Below are 22452 nucleotides of genomic sequence, written 5' to 3'. Positions count from 1 at the left end.
AGGGCGCTCGGCTCTGTGAGCTCTCTCAGCCGAGGGCGGGCGGGGCGTCCTGGGGCGAGGTGCCCCAGGACGACGGCTCGTCGCCCACCGTGAAGGAGAGCGAGCGGGCCGAGCGGATGTCGTCCGTGGTCAGGTAGGTACGCGACTGCCGCGTGCCGTCGAGCCTGGCGGACTGGATGTAGCGGTCGGAGGCAGAGGTCCCGGGAGCGCTGACGGTCAGCGCGCCCCGCGGGTAGTAGCGGCGGTCGAGCTTGATGTCGACGCGCTCGAAGGCGGGCGTGGACAGACCCCAGGTGTCGGTGCCCGGCTGGACCGGGAAGACGCCGATCGACGACAGCACCATCCAGGCGGACATCGTGCCGAGGTCGTCGTTGCCCGTCATGCCGGTCGGGCCGTTGGTGAAGAGCGTCAGGGCCGCATGGACCACATCCGTGGTCTTCCACGGCTGGCCGGTGGAGAGGTAGGTGTACGGGGCGATGAGGTCGGGCTCGTTCTGCGGGTTGTACTTGTCGGCGTTGTAGTACGCGTACGGGCCGTTCACCCACACCTCGCGGGCGGTCTTCGCGGGGTCGGCGAGGAGCTTGTCGTACGCGAAGAAGGAGTCGAGCCGCTGGTTCGCGGCGTCCTTCCCGCCGATGAGGCCGACCATGCCGGGGATGTCCTGCGGGACCATCCACTGGTACTGCCAGGACGTGCCCTCGTGGAAGCCTTCGCTCCGGGCCGGATCGGCGGGGCCGGTGAACGCGCCGGCGGTGTCGCGGGCGCGGAAGAAGCCGGTCGAGGGGTCGAAGATCTTCCGGTAGTTCTGGGCGCGGGCCTCGTAGCGTGCCGCGTCGGCCTCGTGGCCGAGGTCGCGGGCCATCTCGGCGAGCATGCCGTCGGCCAGGGCGTACTCCAGGGTGGCGGAGGCGCCGTGGTCGAAGTCGGAGTCGCCGGGCTTGGCGTGCGGCCGGCCCTTGATGTACGGGGCGAAGCCGTCCTTCAGGTACTGGACGTTGGCCTCCCGTCCCACGGGCGCGGAGTCGGTGGGCGGCACCCCGTCCGCGTTCTTCTTCAGGGCGCGGTACGCCTCCTCCTCGTACCCCTTCAGCAGGCCCTGCTGGTAGGCGTTGGTGAGGAAGGGGGTGACCGGGTCGCCGGTCATGATGTTCGTCTCGACCGTGCCGTAGCCCCACTTGGGCAGCCAGCCGCTCTCCGCGTCGATGCGCAGGACGGATATGGCCATGTCGCGGGACTCGCGCGGGGCGAGCAGCGCGAGCAGCTGGGCCTGGGAGCGGTAGGTGTCCCAGAGCGACCAGTTCTGGTAGTACGTGAAGTCCTTCGCGCGGTGCTTCTTCTGGTCCCAGCCGGTGTAGCGGCCGTCCACGTCGCTGCCCACGTTGGGCGCGAGGAAGGAGCGGTAGAGGGAGGAGTAGAAGGTCCGGCGCAGTTCGTCGCTGCCGCCCTGGGCCTTCACGCCTTCCAGGCGCTCCTCCCAGGTGTGCTCGGCGGCGCGCCGGACGTGGTCGAAGCTGTGGCCGCCCTCGGCGCGGAGGTTGAGTGCGGCGCCCTTGGCGTCGACGTAGCTGAGGGCCGTGGTGGCCTCGACGGTGCGGTCCTCGGTGGTGTCGAACCGCAGCCAGGCTCCGTTGCGGGCATCGGCGGCCGTGGACTTCTTCGCGCCGGTGACGGCGTCGCCGTTCCAGGTGCCGGACGTGGTGAAGGGGCGGTCGAAGCGGGTGACCGTGTAGACCGTGTACGCCTTGGTGTCCTGGCAGAAGCCGCTGCCGGTGATGGCGGTCCGCACGGTGCGGTTGTCGAGGATCTCCACCTCGGAGGAGAGCGTCCGGTGCAGCGACTGGCCCGCGTTGAGCAGGACGTTGGCCTTGTCGGTGGCGGGGAAGGTGTAGCGCTGGACGCCGGTGCGCTGGGTGGCGGTCAGCTCCGCCTCGATGCCGGTCTTCAGTCCGACCCGGTAGTAGCCGGGGCTCGCCTTCTCGTCGTCGTGGCTGAACTCGGCCGCGTACTTCGCGTAGTCGGTCTCCGCGACGTCGCCGGTGGTGGGCAGCGTCGGCAGGTCACCGCCGAGGCCGCAGCCGACACCGGAGATGTGGACGGAGGAGAAGCCGCGGATGTGGTTCTCGCCGTAGTCGTAACCGGTGTTGTGGCCCGTGTCCGGGGAGAGCTGCACCATGCCGAAGGGCACCGAGGCGCCGGGGTAGGTGTTTCCCTCGTTCTGGCTGCCGATGAACGGATTGACCAGGTCGGTCAGCCGGCCGTCGCTCCGGGGGGCGGCCTCGGCCGCGGCCCCGGGAAGGAGCACACCGCCCAGGAGCGCGGCGGCGGCGAGTGCGGCCGCCGGGCCGCGCAGTCTCGGCCGTGGGGTCCGATGCATGGGTTACTCCTTAGGACAACGTTGTCAGAGCGCGATCATTCTTGGATTCGGCCGTGATCCACGTCAAGGGGTCGGACGGGCCCCTTGCGTGTCGGTCCTGTGAAGGCGGCCGGCCCGCGTGTGCGCCCGCCCGGGATGATCCTTCTGACGTCTGCCGCGTGGAGGACTACCGTCAGGAGGAGGACACCCGGACCATTCCCGTACTCCCAGAGCAGTACGCCGGATCGCCGCCTCAGGGACGACGACGCGGCGGCTGGAAAAGGGGATCGTGGTGTACATGAGTTCCCTTGCGCTGTCCGTGCTGCTGTCACTGGTCTCCGCGGTCGCCTACGCGGCCGGGGCGATCGTCCAGGAGCGCGTGGCCTCGGCCTCCGACGGCCGCTCGCTCGCACCGCTGCGCAACCGGGTCTGGTGGGCGGCGGTCACCCTGAACGGCCTGGGCGCCGTCCTGCACGTCGTGGCGCTGGCGTACGGCCCGCTGAGCCTCGTACAGCCGCTGGGAGCGCTCACGATCGTCTTCGCGCTGCCGATGGCCGCGCTGTTCGTACGCCGCAGGGCCGGGGCCACGGCCTGGCGCGGGGCGGTCATGGCGACGGTGGGGCTGGCCGGGTTGCTGGCCCTGACCGGCAGCTCCGACGCTCACGGCCTGGGCGGTCCCCAGCAGTTGATGCTGGCCGTCGTGACCTTCGGCGGGGTGGCCGCGCTGATCCTGGTCTCCCGGGCGATGCGCCGGCCGGTGATGCGGAGCGTGGTGCTGGCCGGGGCGGCGGGCGTCGCGTTCGGCATCGCTTCGGTGTACACGAAGACCGTGGCCATGGAGTGGACCACCGGCTCCGTGGGGTCCGGACTGCCGACCCTGCTGGTGATCGCGGCGCTGGCGGGTGCCGGCCTGCTGCTGTCCCAGGCGGCCTACCGGGGCGCGGGGCTGACGGCTCCGCTGGCCACGGTGACCGTGGTGAACCCGGTGGTGGCCGCGGCGGTGGGCCTCACGCTGTTCGGTGAGCAGTTCCGGCACGGGCTCCCGGGCACGGTGCTCGCCCTGCTGTGCGGGGCGGTCGCGGCCGGCGGGCTGATCATGCTGACCACGGAACGGATGAGCGCGGAGCGCTTGGAGCCGGCGCCCGCGAAGGCACCGGAGGAGACCACGGAGCCCGAGGAGCCGCCACTCGACGCCCCGCCGGCCGCCGCACCCCCCGCGGGCGGGTCTTCGGCCGTGACCGGGGAGGCCGGGGGTTTCGGGGAGGCCGACGTTTTCGGGGAGGCCGGGGATTTCGCCGGTCCCGCCGGACCGCCGGCCCCGACGGGCGTCCTGCCTCGCCCGGTGCCGCCGGTTCCGCCCGCCGTGGCCGTTTCCGGGCCCCCGGGTCCGCGGACCCCTCCCCCGGCGCTGCCCGTCCGGATGCCCCTGGAAGGCCTGGCCGGCCGAGTGGAGTTCGGCCCTCCCCCGGGGGCCGGGCACGCCGCCGCCGGAGAGGCCGGTGACGGCGGGGGCGTTCAGACCCTGACGCCGCCCGCCCTGAGGTAGGCCAGCGGGTCGATGTCGGAGCCGTACTCCGGACCGGTACGGACCTCGAAGTGCAGGTGCGGCCCCGTGACGTTGCCGGTGGCGCCGGAGCGGGCGATCCGCTGGCCGCCGCCGACGTGCTGCCCGCCGCGCACGAGCAACGAGGACAGGTGCGCGTACTGGCTGTACTTGCCGTCGCTGTGCCTGATGACGATCTGATAGCCGTAGGGTCCCGCCCAGCCCGCCGACACGACGGTGCCCGCGGCCATCGCCTTCACGGACGTGCCGGTGGGGACGGGGAAGTCGACGCCCGTGTGGTAGCCGCTGGACCAGGAACCGGCCTGGTGGTACGGCGTGCCGGTGCGAGCCGCGACGGGGGCGGTGAGCGAGCTGTGCTTCTGCGCGTGCTCGGTCTTACGGGTTTCGGTCTTACGGGTTTCGGTCTTACGTGGCTCGGTCTTACGTGGCTCGGTCCTGTGCGGCTGCGTCTTCTTCGGCTGAGGCTGCGACTGCGACCGCGCCTTGTCCTGCTGTTTCCGCTGCCTCTCCGGAGCTGTCTTCGGGGCCGCCTTGGCCGCGGTCTTCGGGCCGGTCTTCGTCGCGGCCTTCGGCTCGTTCCTCGTCGCCGTTCCCGGTGCGGGCTTCGTGGCCGCTCCCGGCGTTCCGGTCAGGGTCAGGCGCTGGCCGGGGAAGATCAGGTCCGGGTCGTCGCCGACGATCGCGCGGTTCGCCGCGTACAGCCGCTGCCAGCCGCCCTGAAGGTGCTGGCCCTCCGCGATCCCGGAGAGCGAGTCGCCGGGCGTGACGGTGTACGAGTCCCGCTTGCCCGGCACCGTCGTCGGGGTCGCCGCGGCCTGCTTGGTCTGCGGCGTACGGGAGGGCAAGGACGCGTTGTCCGGCTTCTTCGGGGCCGGGACGCGGGCCGTACGCTCGCTCTGCGGGCTGACGTCGGGCGTGGTGCCGCCCTGGGTGAGTCCCGCCTTTTCGGAACAGACCGGCCAGGCGCCGGGACCCTGGCCGTCCAGGACCTTCTCCGCGATGGCGATCTGCTGGTCCCTGGTGGCCAGGTCGGCGCGCGGTGCGTAGACCGTGCCGCCGTACGCCGCCCAGGTCGAGCGGGTGAACTGGAGGCCGCCGAAGTAGCCGTTGCCACTGTTGATGTGCCAGTTCCCGGTGGACTCGCAGGCGGCGACCTTGTTCCACACGTCCACCGAGGCGGCGCCCGCCGAGGCCGCCGTGAGGAACGGGAGCGCGAGGCCCGCCCCTCCCGCCGTGACCGTGAGCGAAGCCCGGTTGATGCGGCTCGGCTGATATCTGCGGTGCCGTCCGTTCGCGGCCATGACGTGGCTCCCCCGCTGGCTGTAGGACATGTCGCAAGCGGTCAACTTATGTGCAAACAGCGGGTGATGACAAGACCACGGTATGTTTCGGCCATCGCCGCGAAGGGCGGCCCCGGACTCGTCGGCGGAGGACGGAAGCAGGTGGTGACGCGATGCGCGGGGAGCGTTCCGACGCGCCGACGACCTTCCCGTCGACCGGGGGCGTGCGGGCCTGTACTCCCGGCCGGGTTCGGCGGGCCGGGGCACGGGGGTGCGGCCGGCCGCACGGATCCATGCCCGCCCGCGTGTTCGTGGCCCATCGCGAAGAAGAGCAGCGGTCGACTCGTGACCCGTGCCTGTGCCCGTGCGCGTGCGCATGTGTCGGCGCCGAGGAACCGGCCGCCGCGGTGCGTGTCTCGTGACCCGTACCCGTACCCGTACGCGAGTGTCCGTGGTTCGTCGGGTTGTCCGAGACGGCCCCGCAGACCGACCCGTGCCCGCGCGCGGGTGCCCGTGATCCCTCGGCCACGGCGACCTCCACCGGAACTCCTCCCCGCCTTCGCGAAGGCGCCCCCACAGCCCCCATTGACACGATCGGCGGCGACCGGCGACGCTGGGCGCGACAGCCTGGGAGAGCGCTCTCCGATACACATGGGAGCGCGGTGCACGAAGGAGCATGACCGCCATGACGGACGAAGAGACCGACCCGCTGCTCGACAAGCTCGACGCGGCCCAGAAGATTCGTCTGCTCACCGGCGCCAGCACCTGGCGCACCTACGGCGAACCCGCCGTCGGGCTGCGGCCGCTCACCCTCTCCGACGGGCCGGCCGGCGTGCGGGGCGAGACCTGGGACGAACGCGAGACCTCGCTCGTCCTCCCCTCCCCCACCGCGCTCGCCGCCTCCTGGGACGAGCGCCTGCTGTCGGACCTCGGCGCCCTGCTCGCCTCCGAGGCGCGACGCAAGGGCGTCGACGTGCTCCTGGCCCCCACCCTGAATCTGCACCGTTCACCGCTGGGCGGCCGGCACTTCGAGTGCTTCTCCGAGGACCCGCTGCTCACCGGCCGCACGGGCGCGGCGCTCATCAGGGGCATCCAGTCGGGCGGAGTGGCGGCCACCGCGAAGCACTTCGTCGGCAACGACGCCGAGACGGACCGGCTGACCGTCGACGTCCGTATGGATGAACGCACCCTGCACGAGGTGTATCTCGCCCCGTTCGAGGAGGCCGTGGCGGCCGGGGTGTGGGCGGTCATGTCCGCGTACAACAAGGTCGGCGGCGTCACCATGTCCGCGTCTCCGCTGCTTGAGCGCCCCCTCAAGGACGACTGGGGCTTCGACGGCCTCGTGGTCTCCGACTGGGGAGGCGTGCGCACCCTGCTGGAGACCGCCCGCTCCGGCCAGGACCTGGCCATGCCGGGCCCGGACGGCCCCTGGGCGACCGGTCTGCTCGCCGCACTCGAACAGGGCCTGGTCCCCGCCGAGGCCGTGGACGACAAGGTACGCAGGCTGCTGCGACTGGCCCGCCGGGTGGGCGCACTCGGACCGGACCGGCCGGCGCACCGGGCGGGCGCGTCCGGATCCGGGCACCCTGCGCACCGGTCCCCGGTGGCTCCGGGGGCCCGGCGCGCCCTGCTGCGCCGCGCCGCCTCCGCGGGTGCGGTGCTCCTCCGCAACGAGGGCGGGCTGCTGCCGCTCGATCCGGCGGCGCTGAAGTCCGTCGCCGTCATCGGTCCGCACGCCACGGCGGTACGCATCCAGGGCGGAGGCAGCGCGGAGGTGTTCCCCGAGCACGTGGTGACGCCGCTGGCCGGGATCGAGCGGGTGCTCGACGGGGTGGCGGCGGTGACGTACCGGCCGGGCCTCCCCCCGCCCGTCCGGCCGCAGCCGCTCGGCCGCGACCGGGCCCGCGATCCGCGCGACGGGGAGCCCGGGGTGCTCGTGCGGCTGCTCGACGCCCAGCGGGCCGAACTCCACGCGGAGCACCGGCTGTCCGGCCGGATCGTGGAGCCCTCGGTGCCGGCCGGGGACGCCGTGCTGGTGGAGATCCGGGCCCTGTTCCGGCCCGCCGAGAGCGGCACGTGGACCTGGGCGGTGGGCGGCTGGGGCGACATCTCGCTGGCCGTCGACGGTCACGAGGTGCTGAACGGGACGTTCCCGCTGGACAGCGACGACCCGACCCGGGTGCACGTGGCCCCGCCGCTGTACACCGCCCGCGTGGAGATGACCGCGGGCCGGGAGGTGGAGGTGGTCGCGCGGCGCTCGCTCGCCCCGGGGTCGGGGGTCGCGACGGTCCTCGCCGCCGCCCCGCCGGCCGGCGACGCGGATGCCGCGCTCGCCGATGCGGTCGCCGCCGCACGGGTCGCCGACGTGGCGGTGGTGGTCGTGGGCACGACGGAGCAGAGCGAGTCGGAGGGGCACGACCGCGAGAGCCTGGACCTGCCGGAGGGTCAGGACGCGCTGGTAGGGGCGGTGGTCCGGGCCAACCCGCGCACCGTCGTCCTGGTCAACGCGGGCGGCCCGGTCGCCCTGCCCTGGCACGAGCGGGTGCCCGCGCTCCTGCTCGCCTGGTTCCCGGGCCAGGAGGCCGGGGACGGACTGGCCGACGTGCTGTTCGGCCGGACCGAGCCCGGCGGCCGGCTGCCGACCACCTGGGCCGCCGCCCAGGACGACGTACCGGTGCTCACCACCGCTCCCGGCGCCGACGGGCGGCTGCATTACGCGGAGGGCCCGCACCTCGGGTACCGGGCCTGGCTGCGGTCCGGGGCCGCTCCGGCGTACTGGTTCGGCCACGGCCTCGGGTACACGCGCTGGGAGTACGAGGAGCTGACGGCCCCGGCGGCGGTGCGGGCCGGAGAACCCTTCGACGTGGGGGTGCGGGTGCGCAACAGCGGGCGGCGGCGCGGCCGGGAGGTGGTGCAGGTCTATCTGGCGCGCAGCGGTTCCGCCGTCGAACGGCCGGTGCGCAAGCTCATCGGTTACGCGGCGGTCGAGGCGGAGCCCGGGGAGAGCGTGGTCGCGGTGGTCCGGATGGACGGGCGGGCTCTGGCCCACTGGTCGCCCGGCAGGCACGGGTGGGAGACGGAGGCGGGCGCGTTCACGCTGCTCGGCGGCCGTTCCGCGGGCGATCTGCCGCTCACCGCGCGGATCGTGGCGCGGCCGGGCCCGGACTCGGCCGGGAAAGGATCCGGTAACGGTTCGGAGCACGATGGAGAGCGCTCTCCGCTGATGCTATAAATGCGCTCATGACGGATGATCTGCGACCGGCCGGTACACCCACTCTTGAGGACGTGGCGAGGGCGGCCGGCGTTTCCCGCGCCACCGTCTCCCGGGTGATCAACGGGGTACGGAATGTCGACCCGGTGATCCAGGAGGCCGTCCGCCAAGCGGTCGCCTCCACCGGTTACGCGCCCAACCGCGCGGCCCGCTCGCTGGTGACCCGGCGCACCGACGCCATCGCGCTGGTGGTGTCCGGCGCGGGCGTGGAGCCGGAGACGGAGACGGAGGAGGACACACCGCCGGACGAGGCGGACGGGAGTGCGGGGGCCTCGTTCACCGGGCAGGTCTTCGCCGACCCGTTCTTCGGCCGGGTGGTGACCGGGGTCGTCGACTACCTGCGGCCGCGCGGCATGCACCCGGTCCTGATGTTCGCCGAGACGTCACGGGCACGGGAGGACGTGGTGGCGTTCCTGCGCCAGGGCAGCGCGGACGGCGCGCTGGTCGTCTCGACGCACGCGGAGGACCCGCTGCCGGGCATGCTGACGGACGCCGGGCTGCCGGCCGTGCTCTACGCGCGGCCCGCCCGCGCGGCCCGGATCAGCTATGTCGACGTCGCCCACCAGGACGGCGCGCGGCTGGCCGCCGAGCATCTGCTGGCCCGGGGGTGCCGTCGGATCGCGACCATCACCGGACCGCTCGACGTGCCCGCCGTGCAGGAGCGGCTGACAGGCTTCCGGGACACGATGGCGCGGAACGGACACCCGTACATCGCGATCGCCGAGGGGCGGTTCACCCAGGAGAGCGGCGAGACCGCGATGGAACGGCTGCTGACCGAACACCCGGATCTGGACGGGGTGTTCGCGGCCAACGACCTGATGGCCACGGGCGCCTGCCACGTCCTGCGGGACCGCGGCAAGCGGGTGCCGGAGGACGTCGCGGTGATCGGCTTCGACGACAGCAGCGCGGCCCTGGCCTGCCGTCCGCCGCTGACGACGGTCCGCCAGCCGGTGGAGGCGATGGCCGCCGAGATGGCCCGGCTGCTGATCGAGCGGCTGGGGAAGCCGGAGGGCGCCGCGACGTCCGTGATCTTCGAGCCGTCGCTGGTGGTGCGGGAATCGGCATAGGACCGGGGACCGTGCGGCCGCAGGGCGAGGCGGACCCGGCGCAGCGCCTGGGGCGTGCCGTGAAGCCGCGGGCCGGGATGGGCCCTGCCGCAACGCCGGGGCCGCGCCCGTGAAGCCGCGGGCCGGGGCGGACCCGGCCCAGCGCCTGGACCGCGCCCGTGAAGCCGCGGGCCGGGAACCCGGCGCAGCGCCTGTCCGCCTCGCCTCACCCCGCCGCGTCCGCCCCCGTCCGGGGCCGTTCTCTGCCGCGGACGGCGGCCGCCGGGGTCCGGGGCGCCGGTGCCGTGGAGCCGGTCGGGGACGCCGGTGAGGGACGGCTGCCGCCGCGGGCCAGGAAGTCGGCCAGAGGAAGCGTCGCCGCGCCGACGGTGACCGCGTCAGGACCCAGGCGGCCCATCTCGATCGTGGTCCGGGCCGCCGCGTGTTTCAGCGCGTACTCCTGCGCGTACCGGCGGATGTCGGGCAGCAGATGCGGGCCGATCAGCAGGCCCGCCCAGCCGCCGAGCAGGATGCGCTCGGGCAGGAAGAGGTTGATCAGGTCGCCCAGCGCCGCGCCCAGGCACTCGGCCGTCTCGTCGAGCAGCGCGACGGCCACCGGGTCGGGTTCGCCGCCGTCGGCCGGGTAGGCGGCGGCGAGCAGTGCGGCGAGGGCGGTCTCGTCGTCGGCGTCGGCGGGCAGCGGGCCGCCCGCCTCCTGCCAGCGCTCGCGCATCGCTTCGGCGCCCGCGTACGCCTCCAGGCAGCCGATCGAGCCGCAGCGGCAGCGCCGGCCGCGCAGCTGCACGGTGCTGTGGCCCCACTCCAGGGCCTGGCTGCTGCGGTCCTCGTCGAGGAGGTCGCCGTGATTCACGCAGGCGCCGACGCCGGAACCGATGAGGGCGATCGCGGCGGCACCCGCGCCCCGCCCGCCACCGAACCACATCTCGGCCTGGCCGAGCGTCTTGGCGCCGTTGTCGATGAAGAACGGGACCTCGGGCGGCACCCGTACGGCGTCGCGGAGCAGCTGCTCGAAGGGGACGGCGCTCCAGTCGATGGTCTGGCCGTGGACGACGGAGCCCACGTCGCCGACGACGCCGTCCGGCGCGGCGCGCTCGATGATGCCGGGGACGCCGATCCCGATGCCGAGCAGCCGGTGCGGGTCGGCGCCGGCGTCCCGCAGCACATCGGCGACGCCGCTGCGGACATGACCGACGATGCGGTCCACGTCGTAGCCGTGCTGGGCCAGCAGACGCTCGGTGCGGGCGAGTTCGGTGAGGGAGAGGTCGAAGAGCTCCACCCTGATCCGGGTCTCACCGATGTCGATGCCGATGAGGAGGCCGCCGCCGGGGGCGACGCGCAGCAGGGTGCGGGGGCGGCCGCCGTCGGAGTCGACGACGCCGGCCTCCTCCAAAAGGTTCTCCGCGGCGAGTTCCGCGACGACGTTGCTGATGGACCCCGAACTCAGCCCGGTCGCGGGACCGAGCTCCTGGCGGCTCAGCGGGCCGTCGAAATACAACCGTTGCAATACCCGCGCCCGGTTGCCCCGTCGCAGGTCACGCACGGTCCGTCTGTTGCGCTCAGCCATGTGGCTCCTTCCCTGCCCGCAACATACCGCGCCCCGGGGACTTGACGCGACCTTCTCTCAGCTCTTAAATCACGTCATAAATTAAGTCCTGAAGGTCGTTCGGTTCTCGAACACGGCCTTCCTCCCCGGAAAGGGGCCATCCCGCATGCGCACCATCAGAGCCGCGGCAGCCGTCACCCTCGCACTCTCCATAGCCGCCGGTGTCACCGGCTGTGGAGGCGGTACGTCCTCGGGCGGCGGCAGCAACGATTCGCCGAAGACCCTGACGTACTGGGCCTCCAATCAGGGCCCCAGCATCGAGGCCGACAAGAAGATCCTGACTCCCGAGCTGAAGAAGTTCGAGAAGCGGACCGGCATCAAGGTCAAGCTGGAGGTCGTGCCCTGGGCCGACCTGCTCAACCGCATCCTCGCCGCCACCACGTCCGGTCAGGGCCCGGACGTCCTGAACATCGGCAACACCTGGACGGCCTCGCTCCAGGCGACCGGTGCGCTGCTCCCCTGGAACAAGGAGAACTTCGACGCGATCGGCGGCCGTGACCGCTTCGTCGACTCGGCGGTCGCCTCGGCCGGCGCGGAGGGCAAGGACCCCGCCGCGGTACCGCTGTACTCCCTCGCGTACGCCCTCTACTACAACAAGAAGAGCTTCGCCGACGCAGGCATCGACAAGCCCCCGGCCACCTGGGACGAGCTGGTCGCGGACGGCAAGAAGCTCTCCAAAAACGGCAAGTGGGGCCTGGGCGCCGAGGGCTCCAACCTCTCCAGCAACATCCACCAGACCTTCGTCCTGGGCCAGCAGCACGGCGCCGACTTCTTCGACGCCGAGGGCAAGCCGACCTTCACCTCGGACGGCGCGGTGGCGGCCGTGAAGCAGTACATCGACTTCATGGCCAAGGACAAGATCATCGCCCCGGGCAACGCGGAGTACGCACAGAACCAGTCCCTGACGGACTTCGCCAAGGGCAAGACCGCGATGGTGCTGTGGCAGACCGCCGCCTCCACCTTCGCCTCGCAGGGCATGAAGCCCGAGGAGTGGGGCGTCGCACCCGTCCCCGTGCCCTCCGGCACTCCCGGCCAGGGCAAGAACGTCAACTCCATGGTCGCCGGCATCAACATGGCGGTGTTCAAGAACACCAAGAACCTCGACGGCGCCAAGAAGTTCGTGAAGTTCATGACCAGCGACGCCGAGCAGAAGCTGCTCAACAAGACCTACGGGTCGATCCCGCCGGTCAGGACCGCCCAGGCGGACGAGGCGTTCTCGGCGCCCGACCTCGCGGTCCTGCGCGACACGCTGGCCAAGAGCGCGGCCCCGCTGCCGCAGGTCCCCAACGAGTCGCAGTTCGAGACGGCCGTCGGCACCGCGGTCAAGGAACTGTGGGCCGACGCAGCGGCCGGACGCCCCGTGACCACCGAATCCGTCAAGGCGCGCCTGGAAAAGGCCCAGCAGACGATGCAGCAGTAAGGCACCCCTCATGACCGCCACCGTGACCACCGACAGCCTGACGGAAAAGTCGGACAGGGTGACGAGCCGGGGCAGCGGGGGTGCGCGCAGAAGACTGCCGCGCGTCCCCGACCGGATCCGCCAGGGCGGACTGCCCTATCTCCTGCTCCTGCCGGCCGTCCTGCTCGAACTCCTCATCCATGTGATTCCGATGATCATCGGAATCGTGATGAGCTTCCGCCAGTTCACGCAGTTCTACATCAACAACTGGGGCGGGGCGCCCTGGAGTGGCTTCGACAACTACAGGATCGCCGTCGACGTCAACGCCCCGATCGGCGAGGCACTGCTCCACTCGTTCTTCGTCACCTGCGTCTTCACGTTCTTCGCCGTCGGCCTGGCGTGGCTGTTCGGGGTCGCGGCGGCGATCATGCTGCAGGAGAACTTCCGCGGCAGGGGCTTCCTGCGGGCGGTCTTCCTCGTCCCGTACGCCCTGCCGGTCTACGCGGCCGTCATCACCTGGGCCTTCATGTTCCAGCGCGACAACGGCCTGGTCAACCACGTGCTCCACGACCAGCTCGGGCTCACCGACCAGCCGTCGTTCTGGCTGATCGGCGACAACAGCATCTACGCGCTGATCATCGTCTCGGTCTGGAAGGGCTGGCCCTTCGCCTTCCTCATCGTGATGGCCGGGCTGCAGAACATCCCGCGCGAACTGTACGAAGCCGCCTCGATCGACGGCGCCGGCATCTGGCAGCAGATCCGCAGGATCACGCTGCCCTCGCTGCGCCCGGTCAACCAGGTCCTGGTGCTCGTGCTGTTCCTGTGGACGTTCAACGACTTCAACACCCCGTACGTGCTGTTCGGGAAGGCCGCCCCCGAGAACGCCGACCTCATCTCCATCCACATCTACCAGTCCTCGTTCGTCACCTGGAACTTCGGCACCGGATCCGCGATGTCCGTGCTCCTGCTGCTGTTCCTGCTGGTCGTGACGGCCGTCTACCTGTTCGTCACCTCACGCGGAAGGAAGGGTGCCGATGCCTAGCCATGCCCAGCAGTCCGCGCCGCCGGCGAAGACGGGACCGCGCCCGCGGACCCGTTCCCCGATGGCCGCGCCGCAGTCCTTCCTCTGGACCCGCCGGGTCATCCTGACGTTCCTGACCGCCTTCGTCCTGCTGCCCGTCTATGTGATGGTCAGCAGCTCGCTCAAGCCGCTCCAGGACGTGTCGGGGAAGTTCAGCTGGATCCCGTCCGGGCTGACCGTCAAGCCGTACTTCGACATCTGGGAGACCGTCCCCCTCGCCCGCTACTTCGTCAACTCGCTGATCGTGGCGGGTGCGGCGACGGTCCTCTCGGTGATCATCGCGGTGTTCTCGGCGTACGCGGTGAGCCGCTACAAGTTCCGCGGCAAGCGCGTCTTCACGGTCACGGTGCTCTCCACCCAGATGTTCCCGGGCATCCTCTTCCTGCTGCCGCTCTTCCTCATCTTCGTCAACATCGGCAACAGCACGGGCGTCGCCCTGTACGGCTCGCGCGGCGGACTGATCCTCACGTATCTGACGTTCTCGCTGCCGTTCTCCATCTGGATGCTCATCGGCTACTTCGACTCGATCCCCCGGGATCTGGACGAGGCCGCGCTCGTCGACGGCTGCGGGCCGGTGCGCGCCCTGTTCCGGGTCGTGGTCCCGGCCGCCGTGCCGGGCATCGTGGCCGTCGCCGTGTACGCGTTCATGACGGCCTGGGGCGAGGTCCTCTTCGCCTCCGTCATGACCAACGACACCACGCGCACGCTGGCCGTCGGCCTCCAGGGCTACGCCACCCAGAACGACGTCTACTGGAACCAGGTCATGGCCGCCTCGCTCGTCGTCAGCGTGCCGATCGTCGCCGGCTTCCTGCTCCTGCAGCGCTACCTGGTGGCCGGTCTCACCGCGGGAGCCGTCAAGTGACCGCTCCGGAAAGGAAGTCCGTGAACGACCTCAGCACCCTGCCGGCCGGCTTCACCTGGGGCGTCGCCACCGCCGCGTACCAGATCGAGGGAGCCGTGGCCGAGGACGGCCGCGCCCCCTCCATCTGGGACACCTTCTCGCACATCCCGGGCAAGGTGGCCGGCGGCGACACCGGGGACGTGGCCTGCGACCACTACCACCGGGTGCCGGAGGACATCGCCCTGATCAAGGAGGTCGGAGCGAACGCGTACCGCTTCTCGCTCGCCTGGCCGCGGATCGTGCCCGGCGGCGACGGACCGGTCAACGCGGCCGGCCTCGACTTCTACGACCGGCTGGTCGACGGGCTCCTGGAGGCCGGGATCACCCCCTTCGCCACGCTCTACCACTGGGACCTCCCGCAGGCGCTCCAGGACCGGGGAGGCTGGACCGTACGGGAGACCGCGGAGCACTTCGCCGCGTACACCTCGGTCGTCGTGGAACGGATCGGGGACCGCGTCAAGGACTGGGCGACCCTCAACGAACCCCTCTGTTCGGCGTGGATCGGCCATCTGGAGGGCACGATGGCGCCGGGTCTCACCGACCTGACCGCCGCCGTCCGGGCCTCCTACCACCTGCACCTGGGCCACGGCCTGGCCGTGCGGGCGATCCGGGGCATCTCCCCCGACGCCCGGGTCGGCATCGTCAACAACCTCAGCCCGGTGGAACCCGCCACCGACCGCGAGGCCGACAAGACGGCCGCGGTGCGCGGCGACGGTCACACCAACCGCTGGTGGCTCGACCCGATCCTCGGACGCGGCTACCCGCAGGACATGGTGGACCTGTACGGAGTCGAACTCCCGGTCCAGGAAGGCGACATGGAGCTGATCTCCGCGCCACTGGACTGGCTGGGCGTCAACTACTACTTCCGCCAGGTCGTCACCGCCGACCCGTCCGGCCCGGTCCCGCACGCCAAGCAGGTCTACCTGCCCGGCTCCCGCCACACCCACATGGACTGGGAGGTGCACGCCCGGGGCCTGGAGCAGTTGCTCCTGCGCCTGACCGAGGAGTACGGGGTCGAGCGCATCTACGTGACGGAGAACGGCTCGGCCTACCAGGACGTCGTCCTCGCCGACGGCTCGGTGCACGACCCGGAGCGGACGCAGTATCTGGAGGAACACCTCGCGGCGTGCGCCCGCGCCGTCCACAAGGGCGCGCCGCTGGCCGGCTACTTCGCCTGGTCGCTCCTCGACAACTTCGAGTGGGCGTACGGCTACGACAAGCGGTTCGGCCTGGTCCACGTCGACTACGCGACACAGCGCCGTACGGTCAAGAGCAGCGGCCGTCGCTACGCGGAGCTGATCCGCGAGGCGACAACCACCCGCTCCGGCAAGGTTGCCTGACTCCTGGTCAGGCACATGGGCAGCCCCCGGCCGCGACGGATCGCCGCCGCCGGGGGTTTCGCGTTGCGGGAAGTCGCGACCGGCAGACTTTTAATCGGGTGGTCGGGGGTTCGAGTGCCCTACGGCCCACGCGATCGGACCTCGACCTGCTAAAAGACGTCGTTCGGACTGATGAGCGTCGAGATGTTCGGGCTTGATGTGCACGGCTTCACCAGCCGCTCTGCCCTCACAGCCGACCGCCCCTCCCCCAGGACGATTCGTTCGGATCACTGCTGCCGGGGCGTCCTCTTGTGTCTCGTGGGTAGCTGCGATGTCAGCGCCACGGTCTACGGTGCGACCATGTCATTTGTCCTGCCCGACGGTATGCCTCCCGGCCGGTTCCTGTCTTCCGGTCCCACACACGTATGGGTCTCTGACGAATTTCCTCAAGACATCGATCAGCTGTGGCCTCGCCTGCTGAGCGATCAGGAGGCCCGTGGCCTGGTTCCGATCCTGTGCTGGCCCGATGTCCTGGGAAGTCCGCTCGGCCTGAACCACGTCGATGCCGTCCGTCTGGAGGAGGTGCTGGCCACGAACTTCGCCGAGTACCGGCGCAGGAGGCTGCCCTTCTGGATGGACCCGACACCGGTCCCGGTCCCTGAGGGAGTGGAACCATGGCCGCACGATCCCGGACCGCCCTTCGAGCAGTGGCCGGGCCTGGCCCCGCAGATACCGACTGCGTCCGCAGACCCGAAGCCTGAGGAGGCGGCTGCACATCTGCTGTCCTGGTTTATCGAAACGGGGTAGTCCGGGCTGGGCCAGTGCAGACTCATGCTTGTCCCGGCCCATCGCAGCAGCGACGTTCTGGCGTCGATCGGCTGGTCCGCCGAGGCACCGCTGCCTCTGCTGTGTGCACTCCTACGGAGCTGGGAGGACCGCTTCGGCGCCCGGGTCGTGGCGGTGTTCGGCAGCGAGCTGCACGTATCGGTCGCCAGGCCACCCGTCGAAGCAGAGCACGCAAACCTGCTCGCTCTGGAACACGTGCTCTCGTCCGCCAACAACATCGTCGACGACCCGCCCGCACCGTTCCCCGAGTACGCGATGGACCTCATGGGACGGACATCGTGGTCGTTCTGGTGGGACTAGCTGTGACCACATGGGTTCACCGGTTTCTGCCCGGTGGCTGGGCCTGCCCGGATTGGATGGCGGAGATCTGTCCGTGAGATCGGCCTGGCCTGCCTGGACCCTCGAGGGACGGGAGGCCGTCCCCGCTTACTGACGCCTGACGACGAGGACCTCGTCGTGGCGGCGGCCACTACCCGCCCGACCAGGCTCGGCAAGCCGTTCACCCACTGGTCGATCCGCAAGCTCACAGAGCACCTGCAGCGCCTGCCATCGCGGCCGATCCGCATGGGCCGCGAGGCGCTGCGCTGCTTACTGTCCCGCCGCGGGATCACCTTCCAGCGCACCAGGACCTGGAAGGAGTCACCGGACCTCACTTCGAGGCGAAGCCGGCGCAGATCGAATTCGCGTTGCACGAGCGGCCGGACAGGACCTTCGCCTTCGACGAGTTCAGGCCGCTCGGTATCCGGCTCACCGCCGGATCCTGCTGGGCCGGCTGAGCAATCCGGACCGATTGCCGGCCACCTACCACCGTACCCACGGCGTCACCTGCTTCCACGGCTGCTACACCGTGGGCACCGATCGGCTAGTGGGCGTCAACCGGCGCCGCAAAGGCGCCGGCCCCCTCGCCGCGCTCAAGTCGATTCGGGCAGCCCGTCCGGATGGCGCCCCGATCTACGTGATCCTGGACAACCTGTCCGCGCACTGCGGCACGAAGATCCGCGCCTGGGCCGCTCGCAACACGGTCGAGCTATGTTTCACCCCGGCCTACGCCTCCTGGGCCAACCCGATCGAGGCGCGCTTCGGGCCGCTGCGGCAGTTCACCCTGGCCAACTCCAACCACCCGCACCAGCCGGTGCAGACCCGGGCCCCGCACGCCTACCTGCGCCGGCGCAACGCCAACGCCCGACACCCCGGCATACTCGCCGCCCCACGCAAGGAACGCGCCCGCGTCCGCGGCGAAAAGGGCATCCGCTGGGGCGTCAGACCACTACCGGCAGCGGCCTGACGACCCAACCGCGCCACAGCACTACGAGTTCGCGGCCTCCGACAGGATGCGGGCGAGCTCGTGGGGGCAAGTGGCCATCGGCCAGTGGCCCGAGTCGAGGTCCACGTACTCAAGGTGGGCCGCGCGGGCGAGGTCAGGGCTCTCGCCAGCGGTAATCCACTCCTCGGCCTGGGCGGGGGTGAACTCGGGGCAGATGAGCACAACGGGGACGTCGAAACGGCGCTCGTCGGTCAGGTGCACGACTCCTCGGGCGACCCCCTCGGGGACAGGAACAGCGGCGGACGCAAGGCGGTCCCTGGTCTCCTGGTCCAGGTCGGCGGAGTCCGCTCCCTCGAACGGGCCCCAGCCCGGGAACGGCATGGTGCCGCCCTCAATCGCGAAGTGATCGGCGTAGGCCCGCCCGTCGGCGGCCGGGAAGCCGCCGATCAGTGCGACCTTGGCCACCTTTTCCGGTCGCGCGTCGGCGGCCAGCCAGGCCAGGCTTGACGCAGCGGAGTGCCCCACCACCAAGGGCTTCCCGGGCGCCGCGTCAACCACGTCGAGCACTGCTGCCAGCTGGTCATCGAACGTCGCGGAGGCGGTGCCGTCGCCCTGCCCGGGGAGGGTGAGCGGCAAGGGACGGTGGCCGAGTGCAGTGAGTTCGGGCACGACCTCGTCCCATGCGGATCCGTCGAACCACAGGCCGGCGATGAGCAAGATGTCCACGGGTGTTCTCCCGGAGAAGAGTCGGATCTGGCTGCCGGCACGTTATCGGGAGGCTCTGACAACGGGCTCACGCCACCCCAACCCGGCAAACCTTCCCGGTCACAGCGCTAGCCAGGCCGACCGTCGTTGCATGACGCGGTCGGCGCTCGGACGGTCAGATTTGTTGAGGTTGCAGCCGCCGGCCCAGATAGACGGTGAGCGGATCGTCGGCGTAGTAACCGAAGGCGGGAACGTCGGTATAGCCGCACGAGCGGTACAGACCGATCGCCGCAGGATGCCGTTGGTTCGTCTCCAGAACCATGGTCGGCGCTCCTGCGGCAGCGGCCGATTCCTCCAGCCACTCCAGGACGGACCGGGAATATCCTCGGCCGCGATGCTCATCGATAACGTACATACGCTTGAGTTCCGCACGGCCGTCCTCACGGGCACGCCAGCCGCCCATGGCGACGGGCCCACCCTTCACGTATCCCACCGCGAACGCCCCGCGGGGAGGCGAGAACTGGCCTGATTCAGTCGGGCTTTCGTCCGGCGCCCCGTAGATCTTGGTGTACTCCGCTTGCAAACGTTCAACCAACTGGGAGACGTGCGGGTGGTCGTAAGTGCAGGAATGTATCTCCATGGACCCAAACCTAGCGATCCAGCTCGGCTTCCGACGCAGAGACGGGGAGGAGAGTCCCGGTGCCGTCGAATCTCGGGCTCTGGCACAACTTGTGTGAAGCCATGCCGGCCGAGCAGGCGCCCGCCTCGGGGCAAGCCGCTGGCCTGTCAGTTCTCTGGGCTCACCAGCCTCTGACACCGGAGATCGGCTTGGACTTCACGGAAGTTGCGCCAGAGCCGTCAGAAGTGAGCGAAGCCAGGCTGCCGGGGGCCGAGGTCGGGCCATGTGTCGGGAGCCAATCGAGTGGCTGGAGACCGCCGTCACCGGCCGGGCCGAGGCTGAATCCGTTGCTGATCTCGGCGATGAATGTTCGGTACGGCTCGGGGAGGACCACGCCGTTGTCCCGCTCCCAGTTCGCGACGGCGGCGTGACCGAGCGCCGGCTCACACCATTCCGGAGGGGGCACGGAATGCAGGAACTCTAGGGCGGTCGCGGCTGGGCGTTGATCACGTATGGCTGTCACGGAAGCATGCTGGCAGAAGGCGCTGATACCGCATCGCAGTCGGTTCTCGTGCCGCACTGGCCCCGGCCGCCCTCGGCTGCTCTTCAGCGAGTAGGCCTGGCCTCCCAGTCATTCGCCGGCCCGCGACGGCGACGTCGAGAACAAGTAGGCAGGGAAAGGCGTCCAGGGGGCAGTGTCAGTGCCATGGTCTACGGTCGTCATGGCCCCGGTGTGGGGCCGCTGCGCTCTCGCCTGGCCTCTGACCCCGGCCAGGCGAGAGCGGATGCCCGCTCCCCCTTTGTTCTCGGCACGGGGAGGGGCCCTTCCGGATGGAAGGCCGACACCAACGGCGTCACTTCCATTGACGTCGGTCGGGCGGGCAATTGCAAGGAGAACTGGGAACTTCCACCCGTCAGCGCTTCTACGTGCCCCTGTAGCGAGCTGGCGCACTTCCCTCGCCGACGAGAACACCGCGACTGTCATTGTTCCGTGATTCCTTGATCACGTGGCGTAGCAACTCCCCTTCTAGTCATGCTGGTTGCCCTTCCCAGCGCGGCGGCGTCGGCACCCGCCTGCTCGGGATGCCGGCGCCTCCTTCCGGATAGGCCGCCGGGTCCAGAAGGCCGGACCCACACCGATCGGAGTTACTCATATGACACCTCGACAGAAGATCGCGCTCGCGGTCACGGTGGCCGTGCTTGCGTGGGCGCCGGCGATGGCAGCCGCCGGCGAGACGGCCGCCATCGCCACGCTCGCCCCGGTTCTCGCCCTGACCATCCAGCAGATCCTCCAGGCGATTCGCTCTCGCACCGTGTGCACCCATGACACCGACCCGGCCGCGACCTTTGATGCCGGCCCAGCCGAGACCGCGACCGCCCCAGGAGGCACGCGCCTCGATGCGGCCGAGGACGAGGAGGGCGACGCCCCGTGACGACGCCGTCCGAACCGCCCGCACCCTCCGGCGGACCAGCTTCCACACGGCCGGGGCGCAAGCTCGGGCCCGTCGCGGACAACGTCGGCAGCGCCCACCGAGCCTGGCTCGACCCGATGCGCTCCGCCTACCTGAGCAGCGGCCTGACCCTGAACGAACTCAGCACCCGAGTCCGTTTCGCCAAGTCGAAGATCTCCGAAATGCTGCGCGGCGTCGGCCTCTACCCCCGCTTGGAGATCGTTCTCAGGCTCGCCACCGAGCTGGACATGCCGAACTGGCCCCTGTACCGGCTCTGGAAACAGGCAGCCCTGGAAACCCACAAGAGCAGCGACTGGATCAGCGGATGCACCAACCGCACCGCGGTGAAGACCACCCATATCGCCCCGCCCCTGGACCACTCCGCGCTCCGTCAGCTGATGGAGAAGGACTACGAGCTCTACGCTCAGACCTTCCTCGACGACGACCAGCGCGACATAGCCGTTCGCGACGCCTTCGACCGCCTTTGGCTCTCCTGGAACGAAGCACTCGCCAGCCACGACATCCGCCGCTACGCCTGGAACGTCCTGCGCACCACCGTCATGGCCCGCACCCCCCACCGCGACGGCCGGCCCGAGCTGGGCGACGCGGCCTTCGACACCGTCATCCTGCAGAGCCTCGCCGAACCGGCCGACTGCGCCCACCAGCTCACCGAAACCCTCGAACTCTTCGCCGCGATCAGCCGCCTGCCCGACCGCCAGCTCGACGTCATGGTGCTGCGTCGCCTGCGCGGCTTCACCCCCGAGCAGGTGTCCTCCCTCCTGGGCGCCTCCCTGGCCACCATCCGCTCCGACGAACGCCATGCCACCCGCTTCCTGGACAGCGTCATCCCGCCGCCCAGCACCGAAGGGATCACCCCTTGAGCCACATCGAACAGCTCCTCTCCCGCGCCCTGCTCGTTCACAACCGCACGGTCCCCCGCGAACCGGCCCCTACTTCCCCAGCCCTTGCGGCCAGCATTCCGGCACTCCCTGACCCGACCCTGGACGGGCCTCTCAACGAGGCGGCCGAAGATCTGCGCGCCCTGTGCGAAACCCTCCTGACCCACACCTCACCCACCGCCGTGGCCGACTTCCTCACCGACCAGGTCCCCGAACCTCGCAGCGCCCTCGCCCTCGCCTGCGTCCTGCAGCTGTCCGACACCGACGAAGGGGCACGGTTCTGGTGGCAGTACGCAGCCGGCGCCGGACAAGCAGCCGCCGCCTACTGCCTCTACCTCCACCACCTTGCCCAGGGAGAAGGCGACGCAGCCGAGTGGTGGCACCACCAGACAGACGACGTCCAACCCCCACCCGAGTTGCCAGGCCCTCATCAGGACGACGAGCCCAGGCCGCACAACGACCAGCACTGGCACCCCGGAAACCACCCCGTCACCAGTACCTCCACCACCACCATCCTCCGCATCCTGCGCCACCTCTCCGCGCACACCACCCGCTCACGGTCGGCCACGGTGCTCAAGCTCATGGCCTACATCCCAGACGCGGTCGCCGCCGGCTACCTCCGCGAACCCGAAACCGAGCTTCCTCTCCCCGGCAACACCTTCGCCCAGCACGTCCGGGCGTTGATCTCCGCACCAGCCACGCAGAGAAAAGCGCGCAGACCGACCCCCCGCCCCTCCACCCGGGAGACACCGGTGGCTCGTCGGGCTGTGGACGAAACCGCGAAGCGATGAAGGGCGACACCGGTACCCGGCCCTCAGGTCCTCAGCGAA

The 22452-nt window shown here is 70.6% G+C and carries 17 protein-coding genes, 1 tRNA gene and 1 pseudogene; 14 read left to right on the top strand and 5 right to left on the bottom strand.

Translation table 11 applies throughout. From position 1 onward, the window contains the following. Window positions 1-25: 25 nt before the first annotated feature. Window positions 26-2374 (bottom strand): GH92 family glycosyl hydrolase, encoded by a 2349-nt coding sequence (locus tag ABZ564_RS16420; RefSeq protein ID WP_360856066.1) that lies wholly within the window; start codon window positions 2372-2374, stop codon window positions 26-28. A 268-nt stretch (window positions 2375-2642) separates the two neighbouring features. Between ABZ564_RS16420 and ABZ564_RS16415 the strand changes: the two genes are divergently transcribed. Then, window positions 2643-3899, top strand: a complete 1257-nt coding sequence (locus ABZ564_RS16415) for a DMT family transporter (protein ID WP_360856063.1) — start codon at window positions 2643-2645, stop codon at window positions 3897-3899. On the opposite strand, the gene ABZ564_RS16410 is transcribed toward ABZ564_RS16415, so the two are convergent. Continuing rightward, the gene (locus ABZ564_RS16410) at window positions 3869-5218 is read right to left on the bottom strand and encodes a transglycosylase family protein (RefSeq protein ID WP_360856060.1); all 1350 of its coding nucleotides are present in this window, start codon (window positions 5216-5218) and stop codon (window positions 3869-3871) included. The genes ABZ564_RS16415 and ABZ564_RS16410 overlap by 31 nt on opposite strands. A gap of 655 nt (window positions 5219-5873) precedes the next feature. Here ABZ564_RS16410 and ABZ564_RS16405 point away from each other — a divergent pair. Both ABZ564_RS16405 and ABZ564_RS16400 read left to right on the top strand, forming a co-directional pair. Then, on the top strand, window positions 5874-8429 hold the full coding sequence (locus ABZ564_RS16405) for a glycoside hydrolase family 3 C-terminal domain-containing protein (RefSeq protein WP_360856057.1): 2556 nt from the start codon (window positions 5874-5876) through the stop codon (window positions 8427-8429). Window positions 8430-8437: 8 nt separating this feature from the next. Beyond that, the gene (locus ABZ564_RS16400; protein ID WP_360856054.1) at window positions 8438-9535 is read left to right on the top strand and encodes a LacI family DNA-binding transcriptional regulator; all 1098 of its coding nucleotides are present in this window, start codon (window positions 8438-8440) and stop codon (window positions 9533-9535) included. Window positions 9536-9740: 205 nt separating this feature from the next. Here the strand turns inward: ABZ564_RS16400 and ABZ564_RS16395 are convergent, their stop codons facing one another. Continuing rightward, window positions 9741-11099, bottom strand: coding sequence for an ROK family transcriptional regulator (locus tag ABZ564_RS16395; RefSeq protein ID WP_360856051.1), 1359 nt, complete (start codon window positions 11097-11099; stop codon window positions 9741-9743). Between the two features lie 145 nt (window positions 11100-11244). Between ABZ564_RS16395 and ABZ564_RS16390 the strand changes: the two genes are divergently transcribed. The 8 genes and pseudogenes from ABZ564_RS16390 to ABZ564_RS16355 form a co-directional block, all read left to right on the top strand. Beyond that, window positions 11245-12558, top strand: a complete 1314-nt coding sequence (locus tag ABZ564_RS16390; protein WP_360856048.1) for a sugar ABC transporter substrate-binding protein — start codon at window positions 11245-11247, stop codon at window positions 12556-12558. A 10-nt stretch (window positions 12559-12568) separates the two neighbouring features. Further along, entirely contained in the window at window positions 12569-13579 is a 1011-nt protein-coding gene (locus ABZ564_RS16385) for a sugar ABC transporter permease (protein ID WP_360856045.1), read from the top strand. Window positions 13580-13640: 61 nt separating this feature from the next. Next, on the top strand, window positions 13641-14480 hold the full coding sequence (locus ABZ564_RS16380; RefSeq protein ID WP_360856256.1) for a carbohydrate ABC transporter permease: 840 nt from the start codon (window positions 13641-13643) through the stop codon (window positions 14478-14480). Window positions 14481-14500: 20 nt separating this feature from the next. After that, window positions 14501-15859, top strand: a complete 1359-nt coding sequence (locus ABZ564_RS16375) for a GH1 family beta-glucosidase (protein WP_360856042.1) — start codon at window positions 14501-14503, stop codon at window positions 15857-15859. Window positions 15860-15912: 53 nt separating this feature from the next. Next, window positions 15913-15988, top strand: a tRNA-Lys gene (locus ABZ564_RS16370). 42 nt (window positions 15989-16030) lie between these two features. Beyond that, on the top strand, window positions 16031-16645 hold the full coding sequence (locus ABZ564_RS16365; protein WP_360856039.1) for a hypothetical protein: 615 nt from the start codon (window positions 16031-16033) through the stop codon (window positions 16643-16645). Window positions 16646-16669: 24 nt separating this feature from the next. Then, complete coding sequence (locus tag ABZ564_RS16360; protein ID WP_360856036.1) at window positions 16670-16984, top strand: DUF4253 domain-containing protein; 315 nt, start codon at window positions 16670-16672, stop codon at window positions 16982-16984. Between the two features lie 75 nt (window positions 16985-17059). Next, window positions 17060-17969, top strand: a pseudogene (locus tag ABZ564_RS16355) (IS630 family transposase); the annotation flags it as partial. A gap of 21 nt (window positions 17970-17990) precedes the next feature. Here ABZ564_RS16355 and ABZ564_RS16350 read toward each other — a convergent pair. Both ABZ564_RS16350 and ABZ564_RS16345 read right to left on the bottom strand, forming a co-directional pair. Further along, window positions 17991-18674 carry an alpha/beta hydrolase gene (locus ABZ564_RS16350; RefSeq protein WP_360856033.1) on the bottom strand — a complete coding sequence of 228 codons (684 nt, stop codon included), beginning with the start codon at window positions 18672-18674 and terminating at the stop codon, window positions 17991-17993. Window positions 18675-18828: 154 nt separating this feature from the next. Continuing rightward, window positions 18829-19293 (bottom strand): GNAT family N-acetyltransferase, encoded by a 465-nt coding sequence (locus ABZ564_RS16345; protein ID WP_360856030.1) that lies wholly within the window; start codon window positions 19291-19293, stop codon window positions 18829-18831. Between the two features lie 1133 nt (window positions 19294-20426). Between ABZ564_RS16345 and ABZ564_RS16340 the strand changes: the two genes are divergently transcribed. From ABZ564_RS16340 to ABZ564_RS16330, 3 genes are read left to right on the top strand one after another with little or no spacing between them, the layout of a single operon-like run. Further along, a complete protein-coding gene (locus tag ABZ564_RS16340) occupies window positions 20427-20705 on the top strand; it encodes a hypothetical protein (RefSeq protein WP_360856027.1) in 279 nt (92 codons plus the stop codon). Continuing rightward, on the top strand, window positions 20702-21604 hold the full coding sequence (locus ABZ564_RS16335) for a sigma-70 family RNA polymerase sigma factor (RefSeq protein WP_360856025.1): 903 nt from the start codon (window positions 20702-20704) through the stop codon (window positions 21602-21604). The genes ABZ564_RS16340 and ABZ564_RS16335 overlap by 4 nt, the downstream gene beginning before the upstream one ends. Then, the gene (locus ABZ564_RS16330) at window positions 21601-22413 is read left to right on the top strand and encodes a hypothetical protein (RefSeq protein WP_360856022.1); all 813 of its coding nucleotides are present in this window, start codon (window positions 21601-21603) and stop codon (window positions 22411-22413) included. Before ABZ564_RS16335 ends, ABZ564_RS16330 begins: the two co-directional genes overlap by 4 nt. The last annotated feature ends 39 nt before the right edge of the window (window positions 22414-22452 follow it).

This window comes from Streptomyces sp. NPDC019224, from assembly GCF_040632605.1.
GTDB lineage: Bacteria > Actinomycetota > Actinomycetes > Streptomycetales > Streptomycetaceae > Streptomyces.
This window is presented reverse-complemented; position numbering and strand designations above follow the sequence as displayed.